Annotated in this window: 30 protein-coding genes and 1 pseudogene; 24 read left to right on the top strand and 7 right to left on the bottom strand. The window is 32.6% G+C overall.

Translation table 11 applies throughout. The features are described 5' to 3' along the window. Positions 1 to 42 precede the first annotated feature (42 nt). Both KHA88_RS05520 and KHA88_RS05515 read right to left on the bottom strand, forming a co-directional pair. A complete protein-coding gene (locus KHA88_RS05520; RefSeq protein WP_213121528.1) occupies positions 43 to 408 on the bottom strand; it encodes a hypothetical protein in 366 nt (121 codons plus the stop codon). Beyond that, entirely contained in the window at positions 405 to 710 is a 306-nt protein-coding gene (locus tag KHA88_RS05515) for a DUF2089 family protein (RefSeq protein ID WP_058000497.1), read from the bottom strand. The genes KHA88_RS05520 and KHA88_RS05515 overlap by 4 nt, the downstream gene beginning before the upstream one ends. An 856-nt stretch (positions 711 to 1,566) precedes the next feature. Here KHA88_RS05515 and KHA88_RS05510 point away from each other — a divergent pair. Next, a complete protein-coding gene (locus KHA88_RS05510; RefSeq protein ID WP_213121527.1) occupies positions 1,567 to 2,664 on the top strand; it encodes an L-dopachrome tautomerase-related protein in 1,098 nt (365 codons plus the stop codon). A 153-nt stretch (positions 2,665 to 2,817) separates the two neighbouring features. Here the strand turns inward: KHA88_RS05510 and KHA88_RS05505 are convergent, their stop codons facing one another. From KHA88_RS05505 to KHA88_RS05485, 5 genes are read right to left on the bottom strand one after another with little or no spacing between them, the layout of a single operon-like run. Continuing rightward, positions 2,818 to 3,117: a spore coat protein gene (locus KHA88_RS05505; protein WP_213121526.1), complete on the bottom strand. Its 300-nt coding sequence runs from the start codon at positions 3,115 to 3,117 to the stop codon at positions 2,818 to 2,820. 18 nt (positions 3,118 to 3,135) lie between these two features. Further along, positions 3,136 to 3,330 carry a hypothetical protein gene (locus KHA88_RS05500; RefSeq protein ID WP_213121525.1) on the bottom strand — a complete coding sequence of 65 codons (195 nt, stop codon included), beginning with the start codon at positions 3,328 to 3,330 and terminating at the stop codon, positions 3,136 to 3,138. Positions 3,331 to 3,347: 17 nt separating this feature from the next. Next, on the bottom strand, positions 3,348 to 4,484 hold the full coding sequence (locus tag KHA88_RS05495) for a zinc-dependent alcohol dehydrogenase (RefSeq protein WP_213121524.1): 1,137 nt from the start codon (positions 4,482 to 4,484) through the stop codon (positions 3,348 to 3,350). 18 nt (positions 4,485 to 4,502) lie between these two features. Beyond that, positions 4,503 to 4,871, bottom strand: a complete 369-nt coding sequence (locus KHA88_RS05490) for a spore coat protein (RefSeq protein WP_213121523.1) — start codon at positions 4,869 to 4,871, stop codon at positions 4,503 to 4,505. Positions 4,872 to 4,886: 15 nt separating this feature from the next. Continuing rightward, the gene (locus KHA88_RS05485; RefSeq protein ID WP_213121522.1) at positions 4,887 to 5,132 is read right to left on the bottom strand and encodes a spore gernimation protein GerQ; all 246 of its coding nucleotides are present in this window, start codon (positions 5,130 to 5,132) and stop codon (positions 4,887 to 4,889) included. Positions 5,133 to 5,307: 175 nt separating this feature from the next. Between KHA88_RS05485 and KHA88_RS20875 the strand changes: the two are divergent. The 23 genes and pseudogenes from KHA88_RS20875 to KHA88_RS20865 form a co-directional block, all read left to right on the top strand. Beyond that, positions 5,308 to 5,832 (top strand): annotated as a pseudogene (locus KHA88_RS20875) (class I SAM-dependent methyltransferase); the annotation flags it as partial. 150 nt (positions 5,833 to 5,982) lie between these two features. Next, positions 5,983 to 6,390, top strand: coding sequence for a GNAT family N-acetyltransferase (locus KHA88_RS05475; RefSeq protein ID WP_249312914.1), 408 nt, complete (start codon positions 5,983 to 5,985; stop codon positions 6,388 to 6,390). A 180-nt stretch (positions 6,391 to 6,570) separates the two neighbouring features. Then, positions 6,571 to 6,834: a transposase gene (locus KHA88_RS05470; RefSeq protein ID WP_430413693.1), complete on the top strand. Its 264-nt coding sequence runs from the start codon at positions 6,571 to 6,573 to the stop codon at positions 6,832 to 6,834. 188 nt (positions 6,835 to 7,022) lie between these two features. Next, positions 7,023 to 7,313: a hypothetical protein gene (locus KHA88_RS05465; RefSeq protein WP_213121521.1), complete on the top strand. Its 291-nt coding sequence runs from the start codon at positions 7,023 to 7,025 to the stop codon at positions 7,311 to 7,313. A 479-nt stretch (positions 7,314 to 7,792) separates the two neighbouring features. Further along, positions 7,793 to 9,328 (top strand): dsDNA nuclease domain-containing protein, encoded by a 1,536-nt coding sequence (locus KHA88_RS05460; protein WP_213121520.1) that lies wholly within the window; start codon positions 7,793 to 7,795, stop codon positions 9,326 to 9,328. Positions 9,329 to 9,335: 7 nt separating this feature from the next. Further along, a complete protein-coding gene (locus KHA88_RS05455; protein ID WP_213121519.1) occupies positions 9,336 to 9,983 on the top strand; it encodes a hypothetical protein in 648 nt (215 codons plus the stop codon). A gap of 2 nt (positions 9,984 to 9,985) precedes the next feature. Then, the gene (locus KHA88_RS20870) at positions 9,986 to 12,073 is read left to right on the top strand and encodes an SMC family protein (RefSeq protein WP_249312912.1); all 2,088 of its coding nucleotides are present in this window, start codon (positions 9,986 to 9,988) and stop codon (positions 12,071 to 12,073) included. Positions 12,074 to 12,839: 766 nt separating this feature from the next. Next, positions 12,840 to 13,541, top strand: coding sequence for a helix-turn-helix transcriptional regulator (locus tag KHA88_RS05445; RefSeq protein ID WP_213121518.1), 702 nt, complete (start codon positions 12,840 to 12,842; stop codon positions 13,539 to 13,541). Positions 13,542 to 13,689: 148 nt separating this feature from the next. Beyond that, the gene (locus tag KHA88_RS05440; protein WP_213121517.1) at positions 13,690 to 14,025 is read left to right on the top strand and encodes a hypothetical protein; all 336 of its coding nucleotides are present in this window, start codon (positions 13,690 to 13,692) and stop codon (positions 14,023 to 14,025) included. A gap of 148 nt (positions 14,026 to 14,173) precedes the next feature. Further along, complete coding sequence (locus KHA88_RS05435) at positions 14,174 to 14,410, top strand: hypothetical protein (RefSeq protein WP_213121516.1); 237 nt, start codon at positions 14,174 to 14,176, stop codon at positions 14,408 to 14,410. Positions 14,411 to 14,460: 50 nt separating this feature from the next. Next, a complete protein-coding gene (locus KHA88_RS05430; RefSeq protein WP_213121515.1) occupies positions 14,461 to 14,721 on the top strand; it encodes a hypothetical protein in 261 nt (86 codons plus the stop codon). Between the two features lie 435 nt (positions 14,722 to 15,156). Next, positions 15,157 to 17,154: an ATP-dependent nuclease gene (locus tag KHA88_RS05425; RefSeq protein WP_213121514.1), complete on the top strand. Its 1,998-nt coding sequence runs from the start codon at positions 15,157 to 15,159 to the stop codon at positions 17,152 to 17,154. 6 nt (positions 17,155 to 17,160) lie between these two features. Beyond that, on the top strand, positions 17,161 to 19,110 hold the full coding sequence (locus KHA88_RS05420; RefSeq protein ID WP_213121513.1) for a UvrD-helicase domain-containing protein: 1,950 nt from the start codon (positions 17,161 to 17,163) through the stop codon (positions 19,108 to 19,110). Positions 19,111 to 19,144: 34 nt separating this feature from the next. Beyond that, positions 19,145 to 20,026: a DUF2971 domain-containing protein gene (locus KHA88_RS05415; RefSeq protein WP_213121512.1), complete on the top strand. Its 882-nt coding sequence runs from the start codon at positions 19,145 to 19,147 to the stop codon at positions 20,024 to 20,026. Between the two features lie 493 nt (positions 20,027 to 20,519). Beyond that, positions 20,520 to 21,029 carry a YfiT family bacillithiol transferase gene (locus KHA88_RS05410; protein ID WP_213121511.1) on the top strand — a complete coding sequence of 170 codons (510 nt, stop codon included), beginning with the start codon at positions 20,520 to 20,522 and terminating at the stop codon, positions 21,027 to 21,029. A gap of 302 nt (positions 21,030 to 21,331) precedes the next feature. Next, positions 21,332 to 22,018, top strand: a complete 687-nt coding sequence (locus KHA88_RS05405) for a hypothetical protein (protein WP_213121510.1) — start codon at positions 21,332 to 21,334, stop codon at positions 22,016 to 22,018. A gap of 165 nt (positions 22,019 to 22,183) precedes the next feature. Continuing rightward, entirely contained in the window at positions 22,184 to 22,576 is a 393-nt protein-coding gene (locus tag KHA88_RS05400) for a hypothetical protein (protein WP_213121509.1), read from the top strand. 169 nt (positions 22,577 to 22,745) lie between these two features. After that, positions 22,746 to 22,931 carry a hypothetical protein gene (locus KHA88_RS05395; RefSeq protein WP_346728952.1) on the top strand — a complete coding sequence of 62 codons (186 nt, stop codon included), beginning with the start codon at positions 22,746 to 22,748 and terminating at the stop codon, positions 22,929 to 22,931. Positions 22,932 to 23,107: 176 nt separating this feature from the next. After that, positions 23,108 to 23,635, top strand: coding sequence for a signal peptidase I (gene lepB / locus KHA88_RS05390; RefSeq protein ID WP_213121508.1), 528 nt, complete (start codon positions 23,108 to 23,110; stop codon positions 23,633 to 23,635). 196 nt (positions 23,636 to 23,831) lie between these two features. After that, complete coding sequence (locus KHA88_RS05385; RefSeq protein WP_213107113.1) at positions 23,832 to 24,200, top strand: hypothetical protein; 369 nt, start codon at positions 23,832 to 23,834, stop codon at positions 24,198 to 24,200. 447 nt (positions 24,201 to 24,647) lie between these two features. Next, positions 24,648 to 24,920: a hypothetical protein gene (locus KHA88_RS05380; protein ID WP_213121507.1), complete on the top strand. Its 273-nt coding sequence runs from the start codon at positions 24,648 to 24,650 to the stop codon at positions 24,918 to 24,920. Positions 24,921 to 25,092: 172 nt separating this feature from the next. Continuing rightward, entirely contained in the window at positions 25,093 to 25,560 is a 468-nt protein-coding gene (locus KHA88_RS05375; protein ID WP_213121506.1) for an NUDIX hydrolase, read from the top strand. A 170-nt stretch (positions 25,561 to 25,730) separates the two neighbouring features. Further along, positions 25,731 to 25,967: a hypothetical protein gene (locus tag KHA88_RS20865; RefSeq protein ID WP_249312911.1), complete on the top strand. Its 237-nt coding sequence runs from the start codon at positions 25,731 to 25,733 to the stop codon at positions 25,965 to 25,967. Positions 25,968 to 26,260 lie beyond the last annotated feature (293 nt).

Raw genomic sequence — 26,260 nt, 5'->3', positions numbered from 1 at the left:
CAAAACAATTATACAGAAATATCCATTTAATGAATTTCACTATTATAAATCCTGAACACTCATTTTTTCAATCTCTCTATTCCTTTTTAGTTTATCGCGACAAGTATAATAAATGCCAAGTAGGATTGCTGTAGGAATGTTATAAAGGATAACGATATATATAGCCGCTAAAAGAGTAGCAACTTTAGGGATTTGAACAGCATTTAAAATGATTTTAAAACTTTGCTCGGTTAAGGTAGCCGGCATATAAAATGTAAGTCCTAAAACAGCTAAGATAGAAAAAAACAAAGTTATTGCTGGAAGAACTAAGCCTAGCCACTTATTATCTTTCTTTGAAAGAAAAATCTGCAGAAAAATGGCTCCAGTAATAAATACTGCAAGCAAAAGTATTGTAAAAATAATTCTCATAATTTTTTATCTCCCTTCATTTTTTTGAATTCTGAAATCAGAATCTTAGCTGTATCAAAGTCAAGCTTTTCGTTTATGACCATTCGTTTTATCAAGCCAATATACGGCTCATTGGAAGTATCCTCACTAATTTGAATTTTTTGAATCAACCTATCCAGCCTGAGGCGAACAGTTGGGTAAGTAACGCCGTACTGGTTTGCTACTTCTTTAAGAGAACCAGATGCTTGCAGGAATTTTTTTATGAACATAATATCTTCATCTTCCAGATTGACCATCCATTCTGGGATAATCTCAATTGTCATAATATCACCACCTTTAATAATATTAAACATACCGTTTAACTTTATTAAAAACAAATCATAAATTAATGTTTATAAAAAAATAAAGAAAATCGCTATTTAGCAATGCACGAGTATTACACCAAATAGCCAGCGAGAAATTAGTAAGGTAATTCAATCTTCCACAATCGGGCACGATTGATTAAAAAGCGTCTTGTTCTTACTAAACTAACGGGTCGATAATTCAAGAAGGATTATCGCTTATTTTTGTTGAAGTTATTGTACTAACGGGCAGGTTAGTGAAAGAAGGAATTATTTTCTATTATGGAAAATGGTACAATTTAGGTGAGAGGTGAGGTAAATGAGTCTTATTCTTTTTGCTTTCATTCACATACTAATAGGGTTAGCATTAATATACTTTTATCGTAAATTTCCAAAATCAATTACAACATTTGTGTTAGTTTTTTTTACTATGAGTTTTCTTTATTGGGGAGTCATTTTAACAAATTCCTTGTTGAAGTAACAGGGGAAAGAGTTAAAGATCTAGCTGGCATTTTTGGTGACTTCTTTGTTATTGAACTAAAGGGCAGTTTAGCTTAAGTACATTTTTTCACAAAGTTAAAAAGGAAAATTTTCCCAATTATTTATAACAGCTTAATGTTGATTCGGGAATATTGAACTTCGCTACCTGCTAATTGAATTCTACTATCTGGAGACCATTAAATTAAAATGTTTCCTTTCTTCTGACAGACTTATTAAATTTCGAAAATAATCAATTCAATCATCTTTTCGTATAGAAAAACTTATTAAGAAACATGCACTAGAAAAAATATAAATCATATATAGTAGATATCCCGTTTGAATGCTTGAGGAGGATATTATGAAACCTATGTTACCTAGTGAAAAATATTTCGGTAATTTAGAACTAGTTTATGCATTTTATGGGGCTATGCCTACAGGTGTTACTGTTTCAGAAACCGGTCGTATTTTTATTTGCTTTCCGAAATGGGGAGACGATGTTAAATTTACGGTGGGGGAAATTGTTGAGGATAAATTGCACCCTTATCCTAATTTACAAACCAATTTGGTTAACCCCGAGAATATCACAATGACTTTCATCAGTGTCCAAAGTGTAGTTGCTGATGGAAGGGGAACGCTTTGGATATTAGATACGGCGGCACCCAATTTTTCTGAACCTATTAAAGGGGGGGCAAAATTAGTCGCTGTTGATTTAGAAACCAATAGAATAAGAAAAGTATATACCTTTACAGAAGATGTTGTCCTGCCTACAACTTATCTGAATGATGTCCGTTTAGATTTTCGTGTTGGAAAAGCAGGTTATGCCTATATAACGGATTCTTCTTCAAGAGGACCAGGAGCTATTATCGTCGTAGATTTATCAAATGGAAACGCGTTTAGACGGTTAAATGGAACAAATTCAACTTCACCCGATCCCTATTTATTACCGAAAGTAGAAGGTCAAATTTTAATGAATCGAAACAAAGACGGTTCAACTTCTCCATTTAGATTGGCGTCTGATAGTCTTGCGATTTCTCCCGATGGAAAGATATTATTTTTTGCTCCACTAACCAGTCGGCATTTGTTCTCGATCTCAACAGAAGCCCTGAGAGACAGAACGATACCGGACATGGATTTATCTTATCATGTGGAGTATTGGGGAGAAAAAGGTGCGTCTGATGGAATGATCACCGATGCAAAGGGAACTGTTTATGCTGGAGATTATGAAAACAACAGTATACGTAAGATATTGCCAAATGGCATAATGGAGACTATCGCACATGATCCGAGAATTTTGTGGCCGGATACTTTTTCAATTGGTCCGGATCAATATTTATATGTAATTGTGAACCAATTACATAGACAGCCTAGATTTCATTATGGAAAAGACTTACGACAGAAACCTTATAGCTTACTTCGTATCAAAATTGATGAATTTCCTGCTCCGACCTTTTCATAATAAAAATAGTCAATTAATTGTTTTCATTATATAGTATAAAACAAACACGAATAAGCAAGAAGTATTAACTTTATTTACTTCTGCTAAATAAACTCAAAATGGTTTAATAGGAACAGTTCATCTGCTGAGTGTTAAACTGTTCCTGGAAATTTTTTATAATGTCGGTAAGTTCAATGCTGTATTGATATTATTTAAATCCAAACTGATCTGTTCGTTTGTATCCCAAGCATAGTACCATCCTTTTTCTGCCATATATGCGGATATTTGTTCATGCATATCAAGAGCTTCAACTAAATGGCGAGTGAGCATTTCTTTAATTTCCGGTGTTCCTGCCTCCGTAACTGCCATGGCATAATTTCTAATTCCACTTTTAGCTGAAATGAGTAGATCCATTGCAACGACTTGATCGGATAGTGCGTCCATGCCAGTTAAAGTTTCAATGATTGGATTCATGTTCATTCATCTCCTAATTTACTGCTTAGCGTTGGAAAGGATAGAAGCATATTCTTGTAATTGTCTCGTAGATACATCAATATCTTGCTGCATAATATCTTTTAATAGCTGATCTGTAACTAACGCTTTGATCGTTTTTGATTTAGTTAAACAAGTGGTCTTAAATGCAGCCATCTCATGGACCTCAAGAACTTCATGTAAGGCGTACTTCATTTTTTATACCTCCTTCCTCAAGGTTTCAACACGACTTTTATACAATCATCCATTTTTGTGTCAAAAATCTCATAGCCACGCTTTGCTTCACTAAGTGGAAGTACATGACTTACGACATCTCCTGGATTGATTTTTCCGGTCGAAACTAATTCAAACATATATGGCATATAATGAATCACAGGTGCTTGTCCAGTGCGTATATTGACGTTTCGGTTCATAATATCACCCATTGGGAATCCATTATATCTTCCACCATAAACGCCTGTGACCTGGATGTTTCCGCCTTTTCGAACTGCCTGTGAAGCGATGATAAACGCGCTAAACGCTCCCCCTTGAAGTTTCATTCCGCTAGCAAGGAACTCTATATCAGTCATTTTACCGTCCATACCAACTGCATCAATGACAACATCAGCGCCGCCATTCGTCATTTCTTTTAAATGCATTCCCACATTTTCAAAGTGTTCGAAATTTACAATTTCAACTTTGTTGGTACGTTTGGCGTGTTGCAAACGATAGTCTACATAATCTACGGCAATGACACGCTTTGCTCCTTTTAGCCAACAGAATTTTTGAGCAAAAAGACCAACTGGACCACAGCCAAGAACAATAACTGTATCTCCATCCTTTACGCCTGCATTGTCAACACTCCAAAAACCAGTAGTCATCGCATCGGCAATAACTGTTAACTTTTCATCTGGTTCTTCACAAGTCTCAGGAATTTTGAAATGAGTAAAGTTGGCAAATGGCACTCTTAAATATTCAGCTTGCCCACCTGGATAGCCCCCCGTCGTACCAGAATATCCGAAATAGGCACCCATATCACCATTATCATTAGAATTATCACATTGGCTTTCCAAATGGTTTTTACAAAAAAAGCATTCACCGCATGCTATATTAAAGGGAATAATTACTCGATCTCCCTTTTTTAGTTTAGTCACACCTGGACCAACTTCTTCGACGATTCCCATTGGTTCATGACCAATAACATAGTTTTCTTGCAGGTTAGGAATCATGCCATGAATTAAATGTAAATCAGACCCACATATAGCTGTACTCGTTACTTTAATAATCATGTCATCTGGTTTTTCAATCTTTGGATCTGGAACTTCTTTGACTACAACATTTTTAATACCTTGATACGTTACTGCCTTCATGCTATACAGCCTCCAGTGTTAGTGATCATCAGGTGTCCGGTCAAACATACCTTTTCTATTGGTCTCAACAGGGAATAGATTCATTTTGCCAATCATCAATGTATTGTTGGCAGAGAGTTGATCTAGTTTATACTGTTCACTTAGTTCGTATGGATGGAACCATTTTTTATTAATCATTAGTTCTGTAATTTCTTGATGCATGGCAATCCCTTGCATTAACTGGTTTCGTAAGAGGGTTCTTACATCAGGTGATGCAGACTCCGTTAATGCAACAGCAATATTGCGCACACCTTCTTTGGCACGAAGAAGTAAATCCATCGCAAATGTGGTATCTGCTAGCTCTGGTACGTGTAGCGCGTTTATAGGGTCTAAATAGTCCTGGTTCAATGATTTGCCTCCTTTTCAATTTATTATTGGTGTTGGCCGGTTTTGAGGAACTGAAGCTTCAAAAGGTGCGCGTTGATATATTGCCTGTAATTCTCCAAGCGCTAGCATGGATTGTTCAACATCTTTTTGCATTAATGCTCTCAAATCATGATCAAATACCAGTCCTTGCATTAGTTTTGATTTCGCTAAGCATAGGGTTTTAAAATTAATAACTTCATGTAGATCCAATGACTCATGATCGGCTAATTTTTGAATATCCATTTTGGTTCCCTCCTTTTTGACTAACTTTACAAATACAAAGGTATTATTCCAAATATACATTGAATCATTCTTTAATAGTTTTTTTAAGAGGTAGGAAAAACGCTGATTAAATGGCTGGATTAATCATAATGTAGCGAAAATTCATTCATAAGGAATCGCTAATAAATATTCGATAAATAGTATCCCAATTGCACAAGAAATAAAAAATAAAAATGGAAAAGTTGTTTGTGTAGATTTATTAGATTCTGCCTTAGATAAATTGAAACTAGATAGCGAAGAGTATGAAGTAGAAGAAGTAATTGAAACAAAAAAAGCAGATATAGGACATTACGAGATTACTAAAAATGAATATGATTTCATTGTTGCCGTATCAACTTTAGAACACGTTGAATCGGAAGATATTTTTGAAAGTGTGATTAGACAAATGGCATTAGGAACAAAAAATGAGGGCATAAACTGTATTATTGTTAATTCAGAAGTAGAAGAAATTGATATAGAATGCAACAAAAAATTAGACGTTATGATGGAGATTAATATTAAGACAGAAGATATGATAAATAAATAAAATGGAATATACGAAGGTTGGGCAGTTTTAAACCAACTGGTTAAGCCGTTAGAATATAAAATTGTTCGTGATGAAAAAGAATTATTATTAAATACAAATGCTATCACTTACGTTGTAAGAAAGAACGGTATTTAACTAAAGGATGCGATTCTTGAAGAATAACGAGGAATCGCTTTTTTCTTGTTCAAGTAACGGGCGGGATAGTTTAACAAGAATAACGAATTACTTAAGGGAATTTTATAAAATAATAAGGGGATACATACAATTCAACCAAGTGTAAAAATAATGAAATCTGATTTAGAAATAAGGTCTACTTTTAGCACTTTCAAACAACTTCGTCCACATTTAACAGAAGATAAATTTATAGGGAAAATTAGACGATTGCAAGATAATTATGGATTTAATTTAGTTGCAGTCATTGAAAATGATGAAGTTAAAGCTGCAGCTAGATATAGGATTACTGAATCTCTAGCTTGGGGGAATTATTTTTATGTAGATGATTTGATTACGGGTGAAACAAGTCGTCGAAAAGGATATGCGAAAATCCTATGGGATTGGCTAATAAGCCATGCAAAGGAAAATGATTGTGAACAATTTCGTTTAGATTCTGGTGTTCATAGACACGATGCACATAGATTTTACCTCAAAGGTGGATTAGATACTACTTGTCATCATTTTCAAATGTCTCTTTAACTAACAGGTGCGGGTGCATTAATCAAAGAAGGATTAACGCAAAAAGGTGAAAAATTCAGCCCAAGCATGTCAATGCTAATGGATGAGGTGAAAGTATGGACGGAGATAGAAAAAGTAGCCATGCGGTTTATGATATCAAGTACTATATCATATGGGTCATAAAATATAGATATAAAGTGCTTGGAGGCCAGGGGAATTACAATTTTGCGAGGCAGTGTAGGAAAAGACCACATACATTTACTGTTATCATATCCGCCGAGTATGGCACCAAGTAAAATTTTGCAGTATTTAAAGGGCGCTCTTCGAGATTATTACAGGATGAATTTTCCGAACTCAAGAAAAAGTTTGGGGGACGCAATTATAGGCAAGAGGATACTTTTGTGTAACGGTTGGGATTGTAACGAAAGAGATAATAAGAAACTATATTGCAAATCAGTTCAATGAAGGTAAAGATGAATTATTCCAGATTGAAGAATGAGTTCAGTCAAATTTTGAGTATGCTTCAGTTTATGGACATTGAGCGGGACTTCAGCCCGAAATACGACTTTAGTCGTCGACATTTATGTCAAAATCCACCTGCTTTAGTAGGTGGTCGTTTAACTTAGGGTGAAACAGATATTTTATTTGTTATTTTGGCTACACTTATTAACTATATCCAAGTAGTAGCGGTCCTTATTGGCTTGGAAAAAGCACAGCGTAAGCAAATGGCTATTATGAGCTTGGTACCTCCGATTATGATTGGATTTATCTCACTAAATGTACCAGCTGCATTGACCGTTGGTGGACTATTTATGATTGTGCAGGCACTGATTATAAAAAATATGTACATTAAATATAAAGGTTGTTTTAGTAAACTTTATTGCTCTTTAATTAGAATAAATTTGTATCATTGGTATGAGGTGTCTCTAATTGAAACAAAGTAGCAGGAAAGGTTTTACGAATTATTGGTGGTTTTCCTCTTGTGCGTACTAATTGAGGAATTATTCTTGTATTTAATTAAAAAACGCTGTTTCACTGTATAAACAACATCAATAACCTCTTTTAAGGGGTTGTTTTTTTGTGTATTTCGAACCAACTAAACAATAATGTGGGATCGGCTTGTTTAAAATAGTAATTTAAGTTTGCAGACTGCTTGATTTGAAGCATCGTACGATTTTAAGTAATTTTAATTCGAAAGCAAATGGGCCTGGAACTAGATTCCAGATTGACGCAACCATTGCAGATATTTATTTATTTAGTTAGTTCGCTTGATAAGTATGCAATTTTGTAGGTAGTTTTTCCGTCAGATTTGAGCAATTTTTGATAATAGTAAATTAATGAAAGTATAGATTGTTTAAATATGGTAGAATAGTAGGAAAAATGTCTTTAATTAAATAGATGTTTGGCGGGGGAAATAGAATAGATGACTACTAATGAACTGATCATATTCAAAAAAGATACAGATGCCCCTGGTTCTAACAGGGGTTTTGTTTATCAGTATCTAAAAACGTTGTTGCTTTGGTTGGATAATTATAAAAATAAGAAAGATATTACCATTTTTTGTGAAGTGGATGATGACATCAAAGAAATTAATTTGATGGAACAGACAGTTAAGTTCACCCAATTGAAATGTTATTCCACGGCATTGAATATAAATAGTGAGGAGATAAAAAAGTCTTTTTATAATTATTTTCTATTGCATCTAATTTATGAAGATTATGAAGGGGAATATGTTTTTGAAACTAATACTCATATTTCAAATCGAGATACCATTATCGAGAATTGGATGACTCATCAGGGGGCTTTACATACAAATAAAGAAATTCGAAATGTGTGTATAAAAAAGACAAAGGAAATTTTGCGTGAGGTATTTGTTGGTGAAAAGAAATCAATGGAAAGAGCTATCGAAAAAAAAATAACTACTCGCCAAGCAAAAGTTGAAAGTGCCTCAAAAGAAAGTGAAGAATTGCTTCAAGAAATTGAAAGGCTAGATAAAGAGCTTGAAGCTCTTTTGAATCTTGCAACGATCTTTGAAGGAAAAATTAATGACAATGAAATCATGCAAGATTTTACAAACCGGATAGCATGGGTATTTGAAAGTATAGATGCTGTTCAATCTATTGAAGTTTTAAAAGAGCTGGTGAACGAGGAATTAAAGAGCCTTTCTAAAGAAGAGAACAGAATTGATTTGCATTTTGGAAGATTACTTACGGAGATTAATTTTAAAGCTGTAAAAGAGAAAAGGGAACAAAGGTTTCTTGATAATAACTTGTTAGAAAAAATTCTTGGAGAAACAGATGATGTCATTCGCTCAGGTATTGATAAGGAAGTATTAAAAGGGTTTGACATATTAGGGCTAAAAATAGACCAAGGATTCTCAAGTGTTAATCAGAATATTTCTGATTCGGAAAATCGAATTAGGCAAGATATTGATTCTTTGGGTAACAGGCTTGAAAATCAATTTCAGTCATCCTCTAATGAGGCAGATTATCATTTGTTTGAGATGCCGATAGTTGAACCTGAAGAAGTAGAAAAATTTATTAAACAAGAAAATAATGAGGAACAAAGTAAGCTGGAGATGAAGTTTCATAAAATTGAAGGATTAGATGAGGAAATTAGAAATAATTTGCTTCAAACGGCAACCGAATTACGATGTAGGTACTTATTGTATCTGCAGAGGCTTACTTTTCAAAATTTTCATCGTGAGTACGATGAAATAAGAAAATTGGAAAAGAAAATAGAAGGAATATGTAATGATGCTGTAATAGAGCTACAATTAGACAGCGAGATTTCATCAGCAAGATTCTATCTTGCCTTCAAAAAAGATTTAACATTAGCTTTGAAAGAATTTAACGAACAGATGAAAATTAAGAAGTTCGTTGTGGACACTGAAGTTGTTTATGGACAAATGTTTCACATGGCAGCGAAGTGTTTCTTAAGATGGCATAGGGAAAGGTAAGGGAAGTATGGAGAAAAAGGAAAACTCGACAGAAGATTTTTTCGATATATTAATCAAAAATGATGTGATTATGGAAACGGCCCCTTTAGAAGAGCAACAGGAATACATTCAACCCGATAATGATTATGATTTTCATGCCTATAGAATTTTACTTTTAATTCGAATATGCGGCATTATTAATGAACCTTTTTTCAGCCATAATACGATTTATGGAAGGGGAAAATTTTCATTTTTCGATTTTCTAATTCGTTATCCTTTCTATTTAAAACGGATTATTGAAATTGAAAAGAAGCCTAAGCTATTAGACGGGTTAAAACTTAAATCATTTGAAACAGAGAGGGCGCTTTCGCCAATGATTAAATATATACGAGGACCTTGGGATCATCGATATGATTCTATTTTGAGTTATATGGTGAGTAAAAAGTTGATTAAAGTTGATTTCACTAATTTCAATAAAAGTAAAAAAGCCATGTGTCTAACTTTAACTGAACTCGGGATTCAAATCTCGGAACAAATAATCGAAGAAGAACCAGTTTGGGTAGATAGAATGGAAATCATCAATGCTATCTTTCCTAAAAATGCAACAAACGAACGTATTGATGGTTATATAAGAAAGCATTTTCCGTCACTAATGCTAGGAATTGAAGGTGAGTAATTTTGTTTATTGAAGCGATAAAGATAAGGATTTTAGCTAAGAGCGGTAATAAATATGGTCGTTACCTTAACTTTTTGGTGGATAACAAGATAAGTGAAGTAAATATGATTTTTGGTAAAAATACCTTGGGGAAGTCTACATTAATTGAAAGCATTGTATATGGGCTGAACGGTGAAGCCATATACGGGAAAAAGCAAAGAGAAATTATCAACTTTAAATTGTTATTAAGAAAATTTATGGATGAAAGAATTGAACACGCTGAGATTTACTTACAATTACAAAGTAATGGTAATCGAGTCGTTGTATTAAGGGATGCTATTGATAATAACGAGCCAGTTATTGTTTTTAAAAAAGTTTCATTAGAGGAACATGATACGGGGAAAACACTAGATGACCGCGCAAAAGGGAAAGATTTTTATAAAATTAACAAAGATAAAAATATAATTGGTAATCAAACATATCAAGAATTTTTATTTTCATTCTTAGAAATGAAACCAATTCGCAAGGTAAGTGAGGATTCAGAGGAAGAGGATGATACTAAAGAAGAACGATTGATTTTCTATATCCAAAACCTTTTGCCGCTCTTTGTTGTCCCGCAAGAAGCGTGGACAGATATCCAAGCGACAAACCCAAAGTATGAAATTGCAGATGTAAAGAAAACAGCGTTTGAATTTTTACTAGGCCTTTCTAATGCGGATGTTGCAAAGTATAGACATTCATTGGATTTTTACAATTCACAATTAAGACAAAAGGTGAATTCTTTAAAGGATTTGCAAGAAGTAGTGCAATTGCTGTCCCACGATAAATCAAAACAAGTAGATGTTGAGATTAGGGATAAGAAAAACGAAGTAATTGGCCTTCAAAAGAAAATATTAGAAATGGAAAAAGGGAATCGTGTAGTCGATAACGTCCTAACAGAAATTCGCACTAAATATCGTCATATGACCATGGTAGCCAAAAGGCATGAAGAATCATTAGAATTACTGGAAGCTGAAATATCCCAATATCAATATTACATAACCAAGATTGAATCAGATATAGAGAAAAATGATAAGCTTAAAACTGCCAAAAAACTAATCGGAATTTTGCCTATTGAAACTTGTCCAAGGTGTTTGAATGATGTCAATATTAAGGAAGAAGAAGAATTGTCTTCTGGTTGTTGCGATTTATGTGGTTCAGAGTTACAAAATGTTAATAATACCGTCCAAACGCTGCATTATCTGTTGGATGAGCTGAAAGATTTCAAAAGATTAATGGGGAAGAAGGAAGATGCAAAAAAAGAAATAGCGAATAAATTATTCTTAGCTCGTTTGGAACTAAAAGAGTTGAGGAAGACAATGGATAGTTATGAAGACCAACTAAAACCGCAAAGCATGGAGCAATATAATTACTTTTCAAGAGAAGTTGGCCGAATAGAAAATAAAATCAAGGAATTAGAGAAAGATAAAGAAGTGCTGAAAAAGTACGAAAATATCACAAAAGAAAAAGATAAAATAGCTTTAAAAATTAAAGAATTGAAAAAGAGTATTAAAGATGCTAAAGCAAGTGAAGATACAGATAAAGAAAAACTTGGAAGCTTTGAAGAGGAATTCAAAGATATTCTCTTTAAATTGGACTTCTTAAAAGATGGCTTTGACACGGATAAAGTCGATAATTTAGATAAGTCAATCAAGGATAAAGGAAAAAAGAACATTTCTGTCATCACTCGGATATACGAACAAATTAAAATCGATAGAGAAGATTATTATCCAAAAATAGAGGGGGTCAACCTATACAATATTACTTCAAGCAGCGGATTGATAAGAATTATTTTATCCTATTATTTAGCATTATTGAAGACATGTTTAATATTTGGGGATTCCACAAATCATCCATACTTTTTAGTATTGGATGAACCGAGACAGCAAAATTTGGACTTGGATACGTTCAATCAATTTTTAGATGAATTATATCAATTAAAAGAAGAATTTCCTAAACAATTACAAATAATTGTAGCTTCCTCAGAAGAAGGAAATATTAAAGATGAAGATATAAGATTATACTTAAACAAAATAAATAATAAATTAATCAAAGAGATTACTGATGCATAAATTAGTAAAAATAGCTAGATCTATGTCAATCCCTAGACACAAAAAAGTTAAGTACGCTTCAGAACGGTATCCATTCATGAGGGGGGCCTGTATCTAGCGTCCGCTTCCTGCAATTTCCTGTTTTTTGGTTCCAAAAACCAATTCATTGTCTGTAATTACTAATACAACTTCATAATGTCATAAACCACTTTTAAGCACTGGAATGGTAACAGTAAAGCGTTCTAAAGTAGTATAACCTACAATAGGCATATAAAAAAGGCGTATCTTCAAATAGAGGACTCCGCCTTTTAGCATTTAAGAGTAAATCATGGTCGCATAATTAAGTCCGACAGGTCTAACCAAGCGTGATTTCCTTGAATAAGGTGGTATCAAAAATTGTATTTGTGATTTGGCTATCTCTATTTTATAGAAAAGTGGACAAAAATGTAATATACTTAATATCGTATAGTACGCATGTTCCCTTTTTCCTGCTTTACATGGAAACGATAGAAAAGGATGATAATTAATGCTACCTTTCTTTACCAACCCATATCCAGACAAGCTGTTGTATTCAGCCATTGTAACCACTTTTATAGTGGCAGTCTTGATTGTAAAGCAAACGTTCTATGATACCGAGCGTGGAGATTGGTAGCCATTTTTCTATTTTGGTAGAAAAGTAAGGTTCTCATTATCCTATCGAAACCCTTTTCGATAATCATACGATTTATTCTTATTTGCAATGGTTAAGTGTTACAGATAAATCAGAGTGAAAAGAGAGAGGTGTACTATGAGTGATACCTTAGATAATAAAAATATAAAAAAGAATATCTTCCAATTAAAATTTCAAATGCAGGAAAACAATATTGTTCATAATTCCTATATGAGAGAAAAAAGAGTACTGGAATGTATATGCAATGGAGATCTGGAAGGAATTGAGAAATGCATAAATGAACCTATGGGCGGGCAGGTAGGAAAACTCTCCAGAGATCCGCTGCGTTCCAGAAAAAATGTTTTCATCTGTGCTATGGCAATTTATGCGAGAGCTGCAATAGATGGGGGGGTTATTTCGGATGATGCTTTTGCCGCAGGAGATTCCTGGGCCATGAAAATAGATGAAGCCAAAAGTATTGAAGAATTAGAACAAGATGCGATAGAAATGCCAATATTTTTTACACAAATGGTACACGAGCACCGGGAGGCGGTAAGGAAATCTGTGAATCAGGGAAATAAATTAATTGATCAGTGCAAAAAGTATATTTTTCAACATTTGCATGAAAAGTTAACAGTAAAGTTGATTGCAGAAAGTTTATTTGTTAATCCTGATTATCTGTCTCATTTATTTTCTCGCAGTGAAGGCATTACCATCAGTAATTATATTCAGAAAGAGAGGATACAGCAGGCAAAGAATCTCCTGATGTATACGCCGTATGATTGTAAATCGATTGCCAAAATGGATTCCGGTTTTTCTTGTGGATTAAGAACCTGTTAAGTAATAATAAAGTTGCTCCATTAAAGGAAAATTTTCCGGAATTTTACAAACGTGGCAGGTTAGTTGAAGAGTGTTGTTTAAGTTCAAAAAACTGGCCAGATTGTTGATCGACAATTTCGGTTTCTATTTTACAAGGGGGATTAAAAAGTTGACTGAACTTCGTGTTGAACCGATTAATACCCGAAAGAAAATGGGATTAGGTTCGAGCTCATTACTGCTAATTATAGTAGGGGTTTTGTTTTCTTCAACATTCAAAAAACACGGTTCTGTAGGGGATAATATATTACGATTTATAGGTGTGAATCCTTGGTCAAATGGTGATGAGGGTATACATTACACAGTATACTATGCGGCTGTTTTCTATATTTTAGCATTTATTGTTGGATATAAGTTTAAAAACGATTGGGGAGCAAAAACGGGAAAAATATTGTCTATCATTATGATAGCACTCGTTTTATTTTCTACACTTTTCATAATCGTTTAATACCGGTAACGGGTGGTGTTTTGTGAAAGATCATCGAATTGCTAATGCAGTTCTTTTTTTTGTTGTAATTTAGCTTAAAACAAGGCTTCCTCAGAAAAGTAACTTAGTCAACTTTGAGGAGACAGTACAAATGGAATGAGCGATAAATGTGAAAATAGTAGAACTGGATCAACAAAAATTAGGTCGCGTATTGATTCAAGCCTCAATTACTGCACTTTATCAAGATGAGGAAACTTTGAGGGATACAATGTTAAGTTTTGAGCCTGAATCAGAGAATAATATGGAATGGATCTTTGTGAAAGATTTATTCATCTTAACAACAGACGAAATAGCCGATAAATGGTTTGGGGGAAAAGACAATATTGGCTTTTATTTAAAAGAATAGTTCATTAGTGTCTATAAAAGACCAATAGGGCTAAAATTAACAAAAATTGAGTGGGAACTGTTCAACAATCAGGTGCGATTGTAATAAGCGTCTCTGTTCTTATTCAACTAACGGGTGCGTTAATCAAAGAAGGATTAGCTAAGCTCCCTCAGTTAGATTCAATTATCTTGCAGTATCATAGCTTCGCTTGTTATACGGGATTCTTGTCCCAACCAGCCTCAATCATGTTTCTACAAGTAGGGGGCGAACAGTTTAGCGGCCGGGATCTAGGTCCCACGGGTGCTTCCGTTTGGATTATTCGATATATGTGAAATAAGTTGAAAAACTTTATGGAATTGTTAAAGGGTGTTCGGAGATTAGTAGATAGAAAGGTGATTTTGAATTGTTTGAAGTATAGGACTTAGAGAAGATTATTAATCTATCTAGAGTTAGATAGAATGGGATTAAGAATCTTTATTTGCACACGTAGTCAAATAAAGATTGTTGGAATAAGTATCACAGTAGTGATTTAATAGAAAATTTTATTAGTAGTATAAGAATGAAAGTAAAAAAGTTATTTGTTTATACTTTTAGAATAACAGTTAAATGTAAGGTTTCTAAGAGTATTAGCAAATTTAAATGAATACATAAAGTTTTTTCAATATTTTTAATGTAATTTGGTAGAGTAATTCTCTGATTAGTAAGATTGAAGTAAAATCGAAGTAGGTATTTTATTATATAATAAGAAATAGAAGGGGGAAATTGGAATGATAATTACTGAGTTATATATAAATAATTTTAGGTCTTTTGGTAAAGATGAGCAGGTTGTTAAGATAGATGATTTAACTGCGTTAATAGGGGCAAATAGTTCAGGGAAAACAAGTCTGATTACAGCCCTATTAAGATTGTTTGGGCAGAAAAATATCGATAGAACGTTAGTGAAAACGGATTTCCATATTCCTAGTAATGCCGCTATTTCATTAATTAAAGAATTGAATCTTTCTATCGAAGCAAAAATAATATTCCCTGAATTAGAAAGTCAATCTCCAAGAGAAATAGAAACAATCCCTGAATTTATTAAACATTTAGTCATTGAGCAAACTGGTAAAGCTCCGTATTTAAGAATTCGTTTAAAAGGGAAATGGCTACAGGGTTCATCCCCTGAAGGTAATATTGAACAAGAATTATATTATATAAAAGTACCCTATGGGGATAATGAAGAAGATGAAGACTTAGTTAAAGTACCTATACATCATAAAAATTTAATTCAAATGATGTATGTACCAGCTATGCGAAATCCAACTAGTCAGCTCAAAAATGCTTCTGGAACACTATTGTGGAGAATTTTTGATGGGATTAAATGGCCAGAAAAACTGGATGAAGAAATTGAGGCTTTAACAGCCCCTATTGAAGATTTATTTATGGGTGTTGAAGGGATAAAGAACGTTCAAGAAATATTAAACGCTCAGTGGAATAAATATCACAAAGATCGTAGATATTCAAATAGCAATCTAAAATTTAACAGTAATACTTTAGATGATTTTTTGAAAAATGTGGAGATTTTATTTAATCCTAGCGTTGATGGTAACGCTATAAAAGTGGAAGAACTTGGTGATGGTTTAAAATCTTTATTCTATATAACCTTAGTTTCTGCTTTACTCGAAATTGAAAATAAACAAGATAAAAAAGATAAGCCGTTGTTAAACATATTAGCTATTGAAGAGCCAGAAAATCATATTTCACAACATTTATTAGGAAGGGTAGTTAGAAATTTAAAAGAAATAGCTCAAAAAGATAATGCACAAGTTATTTTATCATCACATAATTCATCAATAGTAGGCAAAATAGATCCGGATTATATAAGACATTTACAAATAGAAAATTCTGAGTCAATAGTGAATTCTATAACTCTTCCAGAAAAAAGTGAGGAAGCATACACTTATATTAAAGAAGCTGTTAAGGCGTATCCGGATTTATACTTCTCGAAATTAGTAGTATTAGGAGAAGGTGATAGTGAAGAAATAATATTACCTAAGTTACTAAATGCTTCGGATATATTTTTAGATGATTTTAATATTTCTATAGTACCTTTAGGCGGTAGACATGTTAATCACATGTGGAAACTATTAAATGATTTATCAATACCCTATGTTACACTGTTAGATTTAGATAGAGAGAGAAATGGTGGAGGGTGGGGAAGGATTAAGTATGTTTTAACCCAGCTTCATGCCAATGATAGAACTTCGGAAAATCTTCTGAAGGTTAAAAAGACTAGATCCGGTAAGAAAACCGATTATATTTATACTATGGATGAAATTGAACAGTTTCATAAAAGAGATGTTGAAAAAACAGCAAACATGGATATGTGGATAAACAAATTAGAAATAGAAGATGTGTTCTTTTCATATCCTTTAGATATTGATTTTTCTATGTTAAAAGAGTTCGAAGAAGAATATCATCAAACTATGAAACAAGGTCCTAGAGATATCGAGGATGAAAATTCTACACAATTTAATAAGAAGTTACAGAGTTCAATACATGCTACTTTAAAAAGTAGTACTGCCTTAGCAAAAACATATTCGGACGAAGAGAAAAAAATAATGATTTGGTATAATTCATTATTTTTAGGTAGAGGAAAACCTAGTACACATATTGCGGCACTTGCAGATATTGAGACTACAAAATTACTTGAAAAAGCTCCAGCAGAACTGATTAGACTTGCAAATAGAATTAGAGAAAAAATTGGACTATCAGAAGGAGGGTAATTTTAGATGAGTAATGAAGCAAATGAATGGATACCTTCTAAAGATATTGTATTAGAGGACGCGGCTTTATTAGCTATTAAATATCCTGAAAATATAGCGATAGCTGCTGGACCAGGAGCAGGAAAAACAGAATTATTAGCTCATAAAGCGGGGTATTTAATTGAAACAAATATATGTCCTTATCCTAAAAAGATTTTAGCAATTAGTTTCAAATCAGATGCAGCGAGAAATCTTCAAGAACGTGTTCAAAAAAGGTATGGAAAAGATGTGGTTAGAAGATTTGAGTCTAAAACATTTGATGCTTTTTCTAAGGGGTTGTTAGAACAGTTTTTAAATGCATTACCAAAGAAGTATAAACCGAATAAGGACTATGAAATAATCCTAAATGAAAGAAATATTGATGATATTGTAAAGGGATATATTAAAGAAACAAATGTTCATTATAATAATTGGCAATATGAATATAATTTTAATCAATTAATGAGAACATTAAAAAGTTCCAATTTACCATTAGTAAGTTTCGATAATGATTTGTATTCTTGGATTAATAATAGATTATGGAATGTTTTAATCAAAGGAAAAGGTAACCTTAAAAGTTCACTAACTTTCCCAATGATATCTATCTTAGTTGAATATCTATTAAGTCAAAATCCGTTAATAGTAAATGCGCTAAGAGCCACATACAGTCATGTATTTCTCGATGAGTTTCAAGATACTACGGATTTACAATATAACTTATTAAAAACGTTTTTTTTAGGATCAGATACGATATTGACAGCTGTTGGTGATAACAAACAACGAATAATGGGGTGGGCGGGGGCTTTACCTAATGCATTTGAAGTATTTACTTCAGAGTTTAATGCGCAGCAGTCTACACTTTTATGTAACTTTAGGTCAGCTCCTAAATTGGTGTATATACAAAATGTTTTTTCACAAACTTTAAATAATCAATCTGTAGAAGTACAAGCAGCGGGGAACTGGAATGAAGATGATGGAATATGTGAAGTGTGGAATTTTGAAAACCATGTTAGCGAAGCAAATATATTAGCTAGAAGTATCAGTGAATGGATTGAAGAAGAACAACTTACACCGAAGGATTTTTGTATTATTGTTAAACAACAAGAGGATATTTATGCATCAGCTATTATAACTGAATTATCCAAATTAAATATTCAGAGTCGAATTGAAAAGGATTATCAAGATCTATTATCAGAAGAAATAATTATACTTTTAATAAAAATTTTGGAGTTAACTTACAAAGAGAAATCTCCAGAATTATGGTTAAATGTAATTGAGGAAATTATCGAGATTAAGTACGGAGATTTGGATGTACAGAGTTTAAATTATATGTCTATTGAACAAGAATTAGTTAACTTGTTATCAATTATTAAAGTTTGTTTTGCTAATATAGATGAAAGTAACTTTAATGTTAATTTTGAAAGTATCTTAAGGAGAATAATAGATTATTTGGATGAAGATATTATCAAGTCTATTTATCCTAAATACAATCAAGGAAATTACTTAAATCTATTAATAGAAAAGATGATATCGAAATTAAATTATACAGATGGTATTTCCGTAAAAGAAATGGTTTGCGATTTTATCGGAGAATATAGTATTCCTATTATGACTATTCATAAAAGTAAAGGATTGGAGTATCATACTGTAATTTTTATTGGTGTAGAGGATAAGGCTTTTTGGAGTTTCTCTACTCAAAAAGAAGCTGATAAGAATGCGTTTTTTGTTGCATTATCGAGAGCTAAAGAACGAATAATATTCACAGTTAGCAATGAGAGAGAAATTTCAAGATATGGGAGAATAGAGAATACTAGACAAACTACTAGTAATATTTCAGAACTTTTACAGACACTTAACGATGCAGGAGTGCTAACAATAAATAAAAAAACGCAGTTAAAAGTCTATAAAATGTATGTTTTAGTATATATAGATTTTTAAGATGCAAATAATTTTTTTACAGGGGATAATATTAATGATTCTATATAAATTTCGTGAAGATAGTGAATTTACTGAGGCTATACTAAATGAAGATAAAGTATGGCTATCTAAACCTGAAAATTTAAATGATCCATTTGAATGCTCTATTGAAAAAATCTCTAAATATGCATTTAAAGAAAAAATAAATTTATTAAAAAAGCAGCAAATCGAAGCCTTTTGCTTTGGATTAGTTCTTCAATCTAGCAGTGGATTAATAAATAGAAAAGATGCAGATCGAATAACGAAGCGAATAGGGAAATGGAATTCAATTGAAAAAAAATATGAAGCTCTTATGAAATATTATGATTCTATAGGAGCTCAAAAGCCTACAAATCCAGAAGATATATATAACGATTTTTATGAGAAGATAAAAAATATCGGAATATTTAGTATGACTGAAAATGTGAATCAACAATTAATGTGGGCGCATTATGCAAATAGTCATAAAGGTTTAGCTATAGGTTTTGAGGTTTCGGAAAGCTCTAAATTAGCAGACCCTAGATTTTGTTTGAAAGTAAATTATATTGATGAGATAGCTAGTTTTATTGGACCACAATTAAAAACGGATCTTCTTATAGGTGCGCAATATAAATTACAAAAAGTTTCAATGGATGATCCAACATTTCAGGCGGTAGTTTCAACAAAAGTAACAGATTGGAATTATGAAGAGGAATGGAGGTATATTGAATTAACTTCTGGGAGCTATAAATGCCCATCAAAAATTAAAGAAATAGTATTTGGTTTAAGATGTACTGAAGATGTAAGGAAAAAATACATTCAATTAGGGAAAAAAAATAACGAAAATATTAATTTTTATGAGATGGTGAAAGTGGAAAACAAAAATGAATTAATGAAAAATTTAATTGAATTCGATTGAAAAATTCTACTATTTTAGTTGGAGAATTTTAATCGTAAACAGCTAACTTACCATTATAGATAATATTTATTTGTTATTACGAGAAGAGAATCGAATTAGACGTACATAATATTTAAAATACTATAATCTCAAGTCTATATTTATAACAGTCCTACGCATAATTAGTTAATAAGGTGATTCTACTACACTTCTAGATAATATTTTGCACCACCATCAGCACTCACCACACTGTGAAGGTGGAAGAACTGGAAAGAAAGGAAATAGTTATTAATAAGAGTGGCTAGAAAAGATATAGAAATAGACAAGGTTTTTAAACGTTAATACCGAAATACATAATAGTATGGAACAATATCTTTAGGATATGAATAAATGAAGAATTTTGCGGATCATGATTTACATCATTTTGAACAGATTAATGGAGTGATTCGTACACAATCATTATGTAATAATAAATAAGTAAAAGAAATAGCGAATAGGGAAAAGGGGATTGAAAATGGATGTAAGATACCCAATTGGGAAACTACAAGTTCCTGAAAAAGTAACATTAGAAAATATTCAAGAATGGCTAAAAGAAATCGAAACTTACACGATTCGATTAAGAGAAACTGTTGACTCATTAAGTGATGAGGAATTAAGCAGAACTTATCGTGAAGGTAGCTGGACAGTTCGTCAACTTGTTCATCACATTGCAGATTCTCAGTTGAACATGTATCAACGTTTGAAGCTAGCTTTAACAGATGAGAATCCAACAGTACCAGCTTTTGATGAAGAAAAGTGGGCTATTCAACCAGATACAAAGCTTCCTGTAGAAAGTTCTATTAAAATGTTAGAAGGTATAAATGAGCGCATTGTATCTTTAGGACATAGTTTATCTGAAGAGCAATTAGATCGAGCTTTTACTCACCAGATAAACGGTATAATAACAGTTGCAACAAAAGTTGCAAAATTAGCTTGGCACGAGAAGCATCACTTAGCCCATATAAAAATCGCATTATTAAAATAATACAATATGTATAAAAGTGGCTTATCGAACCTCGATAAGCCATTTTAAAAATTAAAATAAGGAATAATTACAGAAGTTTTATTCAACTAAAGGGCGTATTTCCAGAGTATGGATCAGCGCTTTTTTGCATGTAAGGTCGATTCTTGAATAACACTTTGTAGTTGATTTGGATATTTATATGAATAAGTAAAGATTGTGAAGGAATGTACTTAAAGTAACGGGGCAGGTTAGTTGAAAAGTGATGTTTAACTTGTGTTAAACAATCCATTGTAAAAACAAAAATAAAAAAATCGAGGTTAATTATGAGTATGTTTTTAAGATCTAATAGAATACGTACTAATATTAAAGTAGGCAAAAAGCAAATAGCATATTCGGTTTTATTTTCATTCATTTTTGGATTTGTATCAGGCCTTATTGCTAAAATACTTGATTCGACTTTAATTCCTAACGAACTTTCATTCTTAGGGTTAATCGGAAGTAAATTGGGGGTATGGATCTTTATTCTTGCTTTTGTAGCTGCCTATTCTTACACTCCCAAATTAGCCGCAACACGTGTTTTTGTATTCCTTGTTTCAATGCTATTTTCGTATTACATGTATACGATCCTAATTCTTAACCTTTTTCCATTAAAGTATATTGTTTTTTGGTCCTTGGCTGCATTACTATCAACAATCCCAGCCTACATAATGTGGTTTTCACGTACTGACCACTTAATTTCTAGTATTATTACAGCTTTACCAGTTTCTGCGATTGCATTTGAAGGATATAAATTCTATCTTTTCACGGTAGAGTATTATGAAAAATATGCGAATGTCGAAAATGTTCTTGTAAGTGATGGAGTATATTTTGAAATGCTTGGCATTGGAATATCTTACGCTTTAATGATAATTATCATTTTACTTTTTGTTCCAAAGAGAAAAAAACAAAGTTTGTATATTATTCCTTTTTCCGTAGTCATATTTTCTGCCTTAGTGGCAATAATGCTCTAATTGTTCTTATTCAACTAAAGGGTGCGTTAATTGAAGAAGGATTAACGCTTTTTTGTTGAAGTTATTAAGCTAACGGGCAGGTTAGTTAAATAATTGCAATAGGATTCTAAGTTCTATAAACTAATATTAGAATAGTTAAACAATTTTTATAATGGGGTGTGAATGTTGAAAAAGTATATGTGTGTAGGAATTTTAATTGGAGCTATCGTTTTAGCAGGATGTAGTGTAAATGAAGAATCAGAAAAAAAAGTAACGGAGGATATAACGAATGCACAAGAAGTAGAGGTTGGGGGTTTATCTGATACCAATAAAGAAAAAGTTGTTTCAGTAACTCCTTTAGAATTAACCCAAGAACAAAAAGAAGAGTATCACAAGCAATATGTTGAAATAGTAGAAAAAATAAATAGAGAGGAAGGTACAAATCAACTTGAAGTTGTACCTATTGACGAATTTAGAACAGAAGATTTGGTTGACCCAAAGAAATTTAGACAATTAGCAGTCGATAGGGCACATTGGGAATTTACCTCTACAGTCTTTGGTGGCGATCCTGTTGAATGATTGTAATAAGTTAAAAAGCCTTAATAAGATGAATTTACAATAACGAGTTTGTGAAACATTGTAAATAACCTAACGGATGCGATAATTCAAGAAGGATTATCGCTTATTTATGTTGAAGTTATTGTACTATCAGGGCAGGTTTATTTAATAAGGGGGAAATATTTTGGAAGTGAAAATTGAGTATTATGTTCTTGGTTTGTTAATAATTTCATTTATGTTTTTCTATATAGTTGTATCACTATTAGGGGGGACAAATGAGCCATATAGAGACCTGTTACTTACTATTACAGTGGGTCATTTTGTTATGTCAAAACTGATAACAATAAAAAAGAAAAAAGAGCAACAAGAAAAATAGATTATTGAAGTAACGGGGGAGAAGAGTTGAAGAAAAGCGTTTCTGAAGGGAGGTTATTTTATGTAAAAACGTTTATTTTTCATTCTACTTATTACCTTATTAGCAGGTTGTTCTTCCGCTTTAACGAACAAAATAATAACTGATGCAAATACGAAAAAAAATTAGAAACAGTAGTAATGAAAGACGGTATGATTACCACCATTTATGGAGTTGACAATATGGAATGGGAAGACAATCCCTACAAATATCAATTTAGAAACATTGTTATTGATCCATCTTATTATGAAAACGAAGAAATTCAAAGAGGGGATGTTGTATATCACAAACAGCCTGAAAAATATTATGAAGTTGTACCCGGAGAACCTTTTGAAGAGCCGGTCAACCGAGTAATTGCTTTACCGGGTAAATCCATCGAAATACGGCAAGGTCAGTTTTACGTTGATGGGAAAAAATTAGACACATTTTATGGTAATGGTCCTAATAATCCCCGAAGCGACGACTACGAAAGAGAATATAATTTTGAAAAAATAACTGTTCCTGAAGGTCATATTTTTGTTTCTGGCGATCTATGGTGGAGAAGTATTGATAGTAACCTATACGGACCATTACCAGTTAAACTTATCAAAGGTAAAGTGTTGGGGTATCGAGAAGAATATGATTGGGGTTATCATCAAAAAGCTAAGCCAATTAAATTTCTTCTGTAAAGGTGAACAGGACCTCACTAAAAAATAAAGCTGGAACTTATTCCATATATAAAGATAAAAGTTTAAGTTTTCATTAATAGAAAAAAGAATTTCTTAAGTATGTAAAAATGTACTTAAACTCTCGGAGTGTATTGATCCAAGAAGGATTAATGCACTTTTTTGTTGAACTGTGTATAAGGGGGCGATAATAATTGAAATGATTTCAAGAAAAATTTATGCAGCGTTTCTAACATCAGTTATTGGATTCTTTATTGTGCCATTCTTTTTCTATGAATTTTCAGGTGGATATGATTTAGCGGCTGGATTTGCAGTGAGTTTGTTTACGGTTCCAACACTTTTTATTGGCGGTGTTCTATCATCAATTGCTATAGAATATCACGATAAAAATCAGTCGATATGGTTCTCTTATTTAAAACATTTAGGGTGTTCATTTCTTTGTATATTGTTATTTTCAATTTTGTCATTGGATATTATATTAACGGGAATAATAGCTTTTTTATATGTAACAATTTTCTTTATTATAGACCTAATAACAAAGTATCGTGTAGTGAAAGGTGAGAACTAATTTGTTCTCAGAAATTCTTACTATATATAAAGAAAGAGGCTCCAAATTAAATGCATTGGCTAATAGAAGAGCTGATAAATTTTATAAATCAATTGGTTATAGAGATTCCGTCACATATTTTAAGAAACACTTAGTTTTTAAAAAGTTAGTTCTTCGCCTTTTTTAAAAAATAATAGTTATGTTTTATTAAACTAAGGGGTGCGTTAGTATAACAAGCAGAAAGCAGTAATCACTATCTTGATCTCCCGCAATCGGGCGCTTTTCTTGAGTAGGAAGGCGTCTTTTTTGTACTAGATTCTAGAAACTACTCATTTTAAGGATCGTCATTGTGAAGGTTTCTACCTAAACTATAGGGTGCGATAATTCAAGAAGGATTATCGCTAATTTTTGTTGAAGTTATTGTACTAACGGGACAGATTAGTTGAAGAAAAATGGAGGGGAAATAATTTGAAGTATATAACTAAGTATGGGTTTCTTTTGTTTACCATAGTCCTAATCTTATTTGGATATTCAAAACTAATACATAGTGCCGGAAATGGAAGAGACTTGGCAAGCCTGTATGTAAGTACATCAATGGGCGGAAGTATGGACTCAAATGATTTCCGAATTATTACAGAAGGATATATTTTATCCAACGTCATACTTGGTGCAATTATGTTTACAGTAGGTCTTGTATCACTTTGTTTTTGTATATATAAACTTTTTAAAGAATTCAACTAAAGGGTTCTTTACTTGAAGATCGTTGAGCTGCTTGACGGCTCTTTTTTCTTATTGAATTGAAGGGGCAGATGCGTTGAAGAACAATACGGGTATTGAGGGAGGAAATACATGCCTACCTAACGGGGCAGGTTAGTGAAACAACAAAAATATAAAAAGGAAGTGGGGGGAGAAAGTGGAAAAAAATTATCCAAAACATATTATTGCTGTATCTGCTTATATCACCAATGAAAATGGAGAAACATTATTAGTTAAGACACATTGGCGTTCTGATACATGGGAATCACCGGGAGGACATGTTGAGGAAGGCGAACCTTTAGATAAAGCCTTATATCGAGAGGTCTTAGAGGAAACAGGTATTGTTATTAAGCCAATCGGAATTACTGGAGTCTATTACAATTCTACAAGTCAACTTTTATCAGTTGTTTTTAAAGCGGAATGTGTAAGTGGTGAGTTAAACATACAACAAGAAGAAATAAAGGAAGCTAAATTTATAGCCTTGGATGAAAATAATATTGGAACGTACATTACTCGACCACATATGAAGTCACGAACTATTGATGCAATGAATTCTAAAAACTTCATTCCTTATGAAAGTTGGGAAGTAAACCCATATAATCTGTTGGGTAGATTAGACAATTAACGAAGTCAATTCTTGAAGTATCGGGAGCGTTTCTACAATAAGTAGAGACGCTTTTTTATTAACGTGGCAGGTTAGTAAAGTAGGAATAGGGTGCTGATATTGCATATTATCATTCAAAGGAAGATCTATATAATAAAGGTCTTCGAGATATTGAACACGCTATGGAAATTATGGAAAAAGCGCAAAACAATTATATATGGGATTATTTTAAAGATATTGAAGGTCTTAGAAAACATCGTTTGAGTACCTTGAAAAATGGTGTTAACGATATGAGGGAATCGAGTGAACGATACGTTCCCGTCACTTTGCCTTCCTTACCATTTAAGGATGGAGAATTTGATATTCTTCTTTCTGCACATTTTCTATTTATGTATGCTGACCGATTAGATTACCAATTTCATATATAAAAACACTAAATGAGTTATTGAGAGTTACTGAAGAGGACAATTCGTATTTTTCCTTTAGTTGATTTGGAAGGTAAACGATATGAACATTTAGATAAATTAATAAGTTAGCTTGCTGAAAATAGCTGCACAGTTGAAGAAGTAAAAGTGCCATATGAATTTCAGGCAAATGCTAACCCGATGTTAAAAATAAAAAAAGGGTAACAAAGAAAGGGGCAACGTTCAAAGTTGTCCCTTTCTTTTTAATAAACCTACTTCAAATAATGGGTGCGTTAATCAAAGCAGGATGATCACTC

The organism is Lederbergia citrea (assembly GCF_018343525.1).
Classification (GTDB): domain Bacteria; phylum Bacillota; class Bacilli; order Bacillales; family Bacillaceae_C; genus Lederbergia; species Lederbergia citrea.
This window is presented reverse-complemented; position numbering and strand designations above follow the sequence as displayed.

What these genes read in the sequence shown, in the direction of transcription:
- KHA88_RS05520 (WP_213121528.1), bottom strand. Translation starts at nt 408, where the DNA reads ATGAGAATTATTTTTACAATACTTTTGCTTGCAGTATTTATTACTGGA.
- KHA88_RS05515 (WP_058000497.1), bottom strand. Translation starts at nt 710, where the DNA reads ATGACAATTGAGATTATCCCAGAATGGATGGTCAATCTGGAAGATGAA.
- KHA88_RS05510 (WP_213121527.1), top strand. Translation starts at nt 1,567, where the DNA reads ATGAAACCTATGTTACCTAGTGAAAAATATTTCGGTAATTTAGAACTA.
- KHA88_RS05505 (WP_213121526.1), bottom strand. Translation starts at nt 3,117, where the DNA reads ATGAATCCAATCATTGAAACTTTAACTGGCATGGACGCACTATCCGAT.
- KHA88_RS05500 (WP_213121525.1), bottom strand. Translation starts at nt 3,330, where the DNA reads ATGAAGTACGCCTTACATGAAGTTCTTGAGGTCCATGAGATGGCTGCA.
- KHA88_RS05495 (WP_213121524.1), bottom strand. Translation starts at nt 4,484, where the DNA reads ATGAAGGCAGTAACGTATCAAGGTATTAAAAATGTTGTAGTCAAAGAA.
- KHA88_RS05485 (WP_213121522.1), bottom strand. Translation starts at nt 5,132, where the DNA reads ATGGATATTCAAAAATTAGCCGATCATGAGTCATTGGATCTACATGAA.
- KHA88_RS05475 (WP_249312914.1), top strand. Translation starts at nt 5,983, where the DNA reads ATGAAATCTGATTTAGAAATAAGGTCTACTTTTAGCACTTTCAAACAA.
- KHA88_RS05460 (WP_213121520.1), top strand. Translation starts at nt 7,793, where the DNA reads ATGACTACTAATGAACTGATCATATTCAAAAAAGATACAGATGCCCCT.
- KHA88_RS05455 (WP_213121519.1), top strand. Translation starts at nt 9,336, where the DNA reads ATGGAGAAAAAGGAAAACTCGACAGAAGATTTTTTCGATATATTAATC.
- KHA88_RS05445 (WP_213121518.1), top strand. Translation starts at nt 12,840, where the DNA reads ATGAGTGATACCTTAGATAATAAAAATATAAAAAAGAATATCTTCCAA.
- KHA88_RS05425 (WP_213121514.1), top strand. Translation starts at nt 15,157, where the DNA reads ATGATAATTACTGAGTTATATATAAATAATTTTAGGTCTTTTGGTAAA.
- KHA88_RS05420 (WP_213121513.1), top strand. Translation starts at nt 17,161, where the DNA reads ATGAGTAATGAAGCAAATGAATGGATACCTTCTAAAGATATTGTATTA.
- KHA88_RS05415 (WP_213121512.1), top strand. Translation starts at nt 19,145, where the DNA reads ATGATTCTATATAAATTTCGTGAAGATAGTGAATTTACTGAGGCTATA.
- KHA88_RS05410 (WP_213121511.1), top strand. Translation starts at nt 20,520, where the DNA reads ATGGATGTAAGATACCCAATTGGGAAACTACAAGTTCCTGAAAAAGTA.
- KHA88_RS05405 (WP_213121510.1), top strand. Translation starts at nt 21,332, where the DNA reads ATGAGTATGTTTTTAAGATCTAATAGAATACGTACTAATATTAAAGTA.
- lepB (WP_213121508.1), top strand. Translation starts at nt 23,108, where the DNA reads ATGAAAGACGGTATGATTACCACCATTTATGGAGTTGACAATATGGAA.
- KHA88_RS05385 (WP_213107113.1), top strand. Translation starts at nt 23,832, where the DNA reads ATGATTTCAAGAAAAATTTATGCAGCGTTTCTAACATCAGTTATTGGA.
- KHA88_RS20865 (WP_249312911.1), top strand. Translation starts at nt 25,731, where the DNA reads ATGGAAAAAGCGCAAAACAATTATATATGGGATTATTTTAAAGATATT.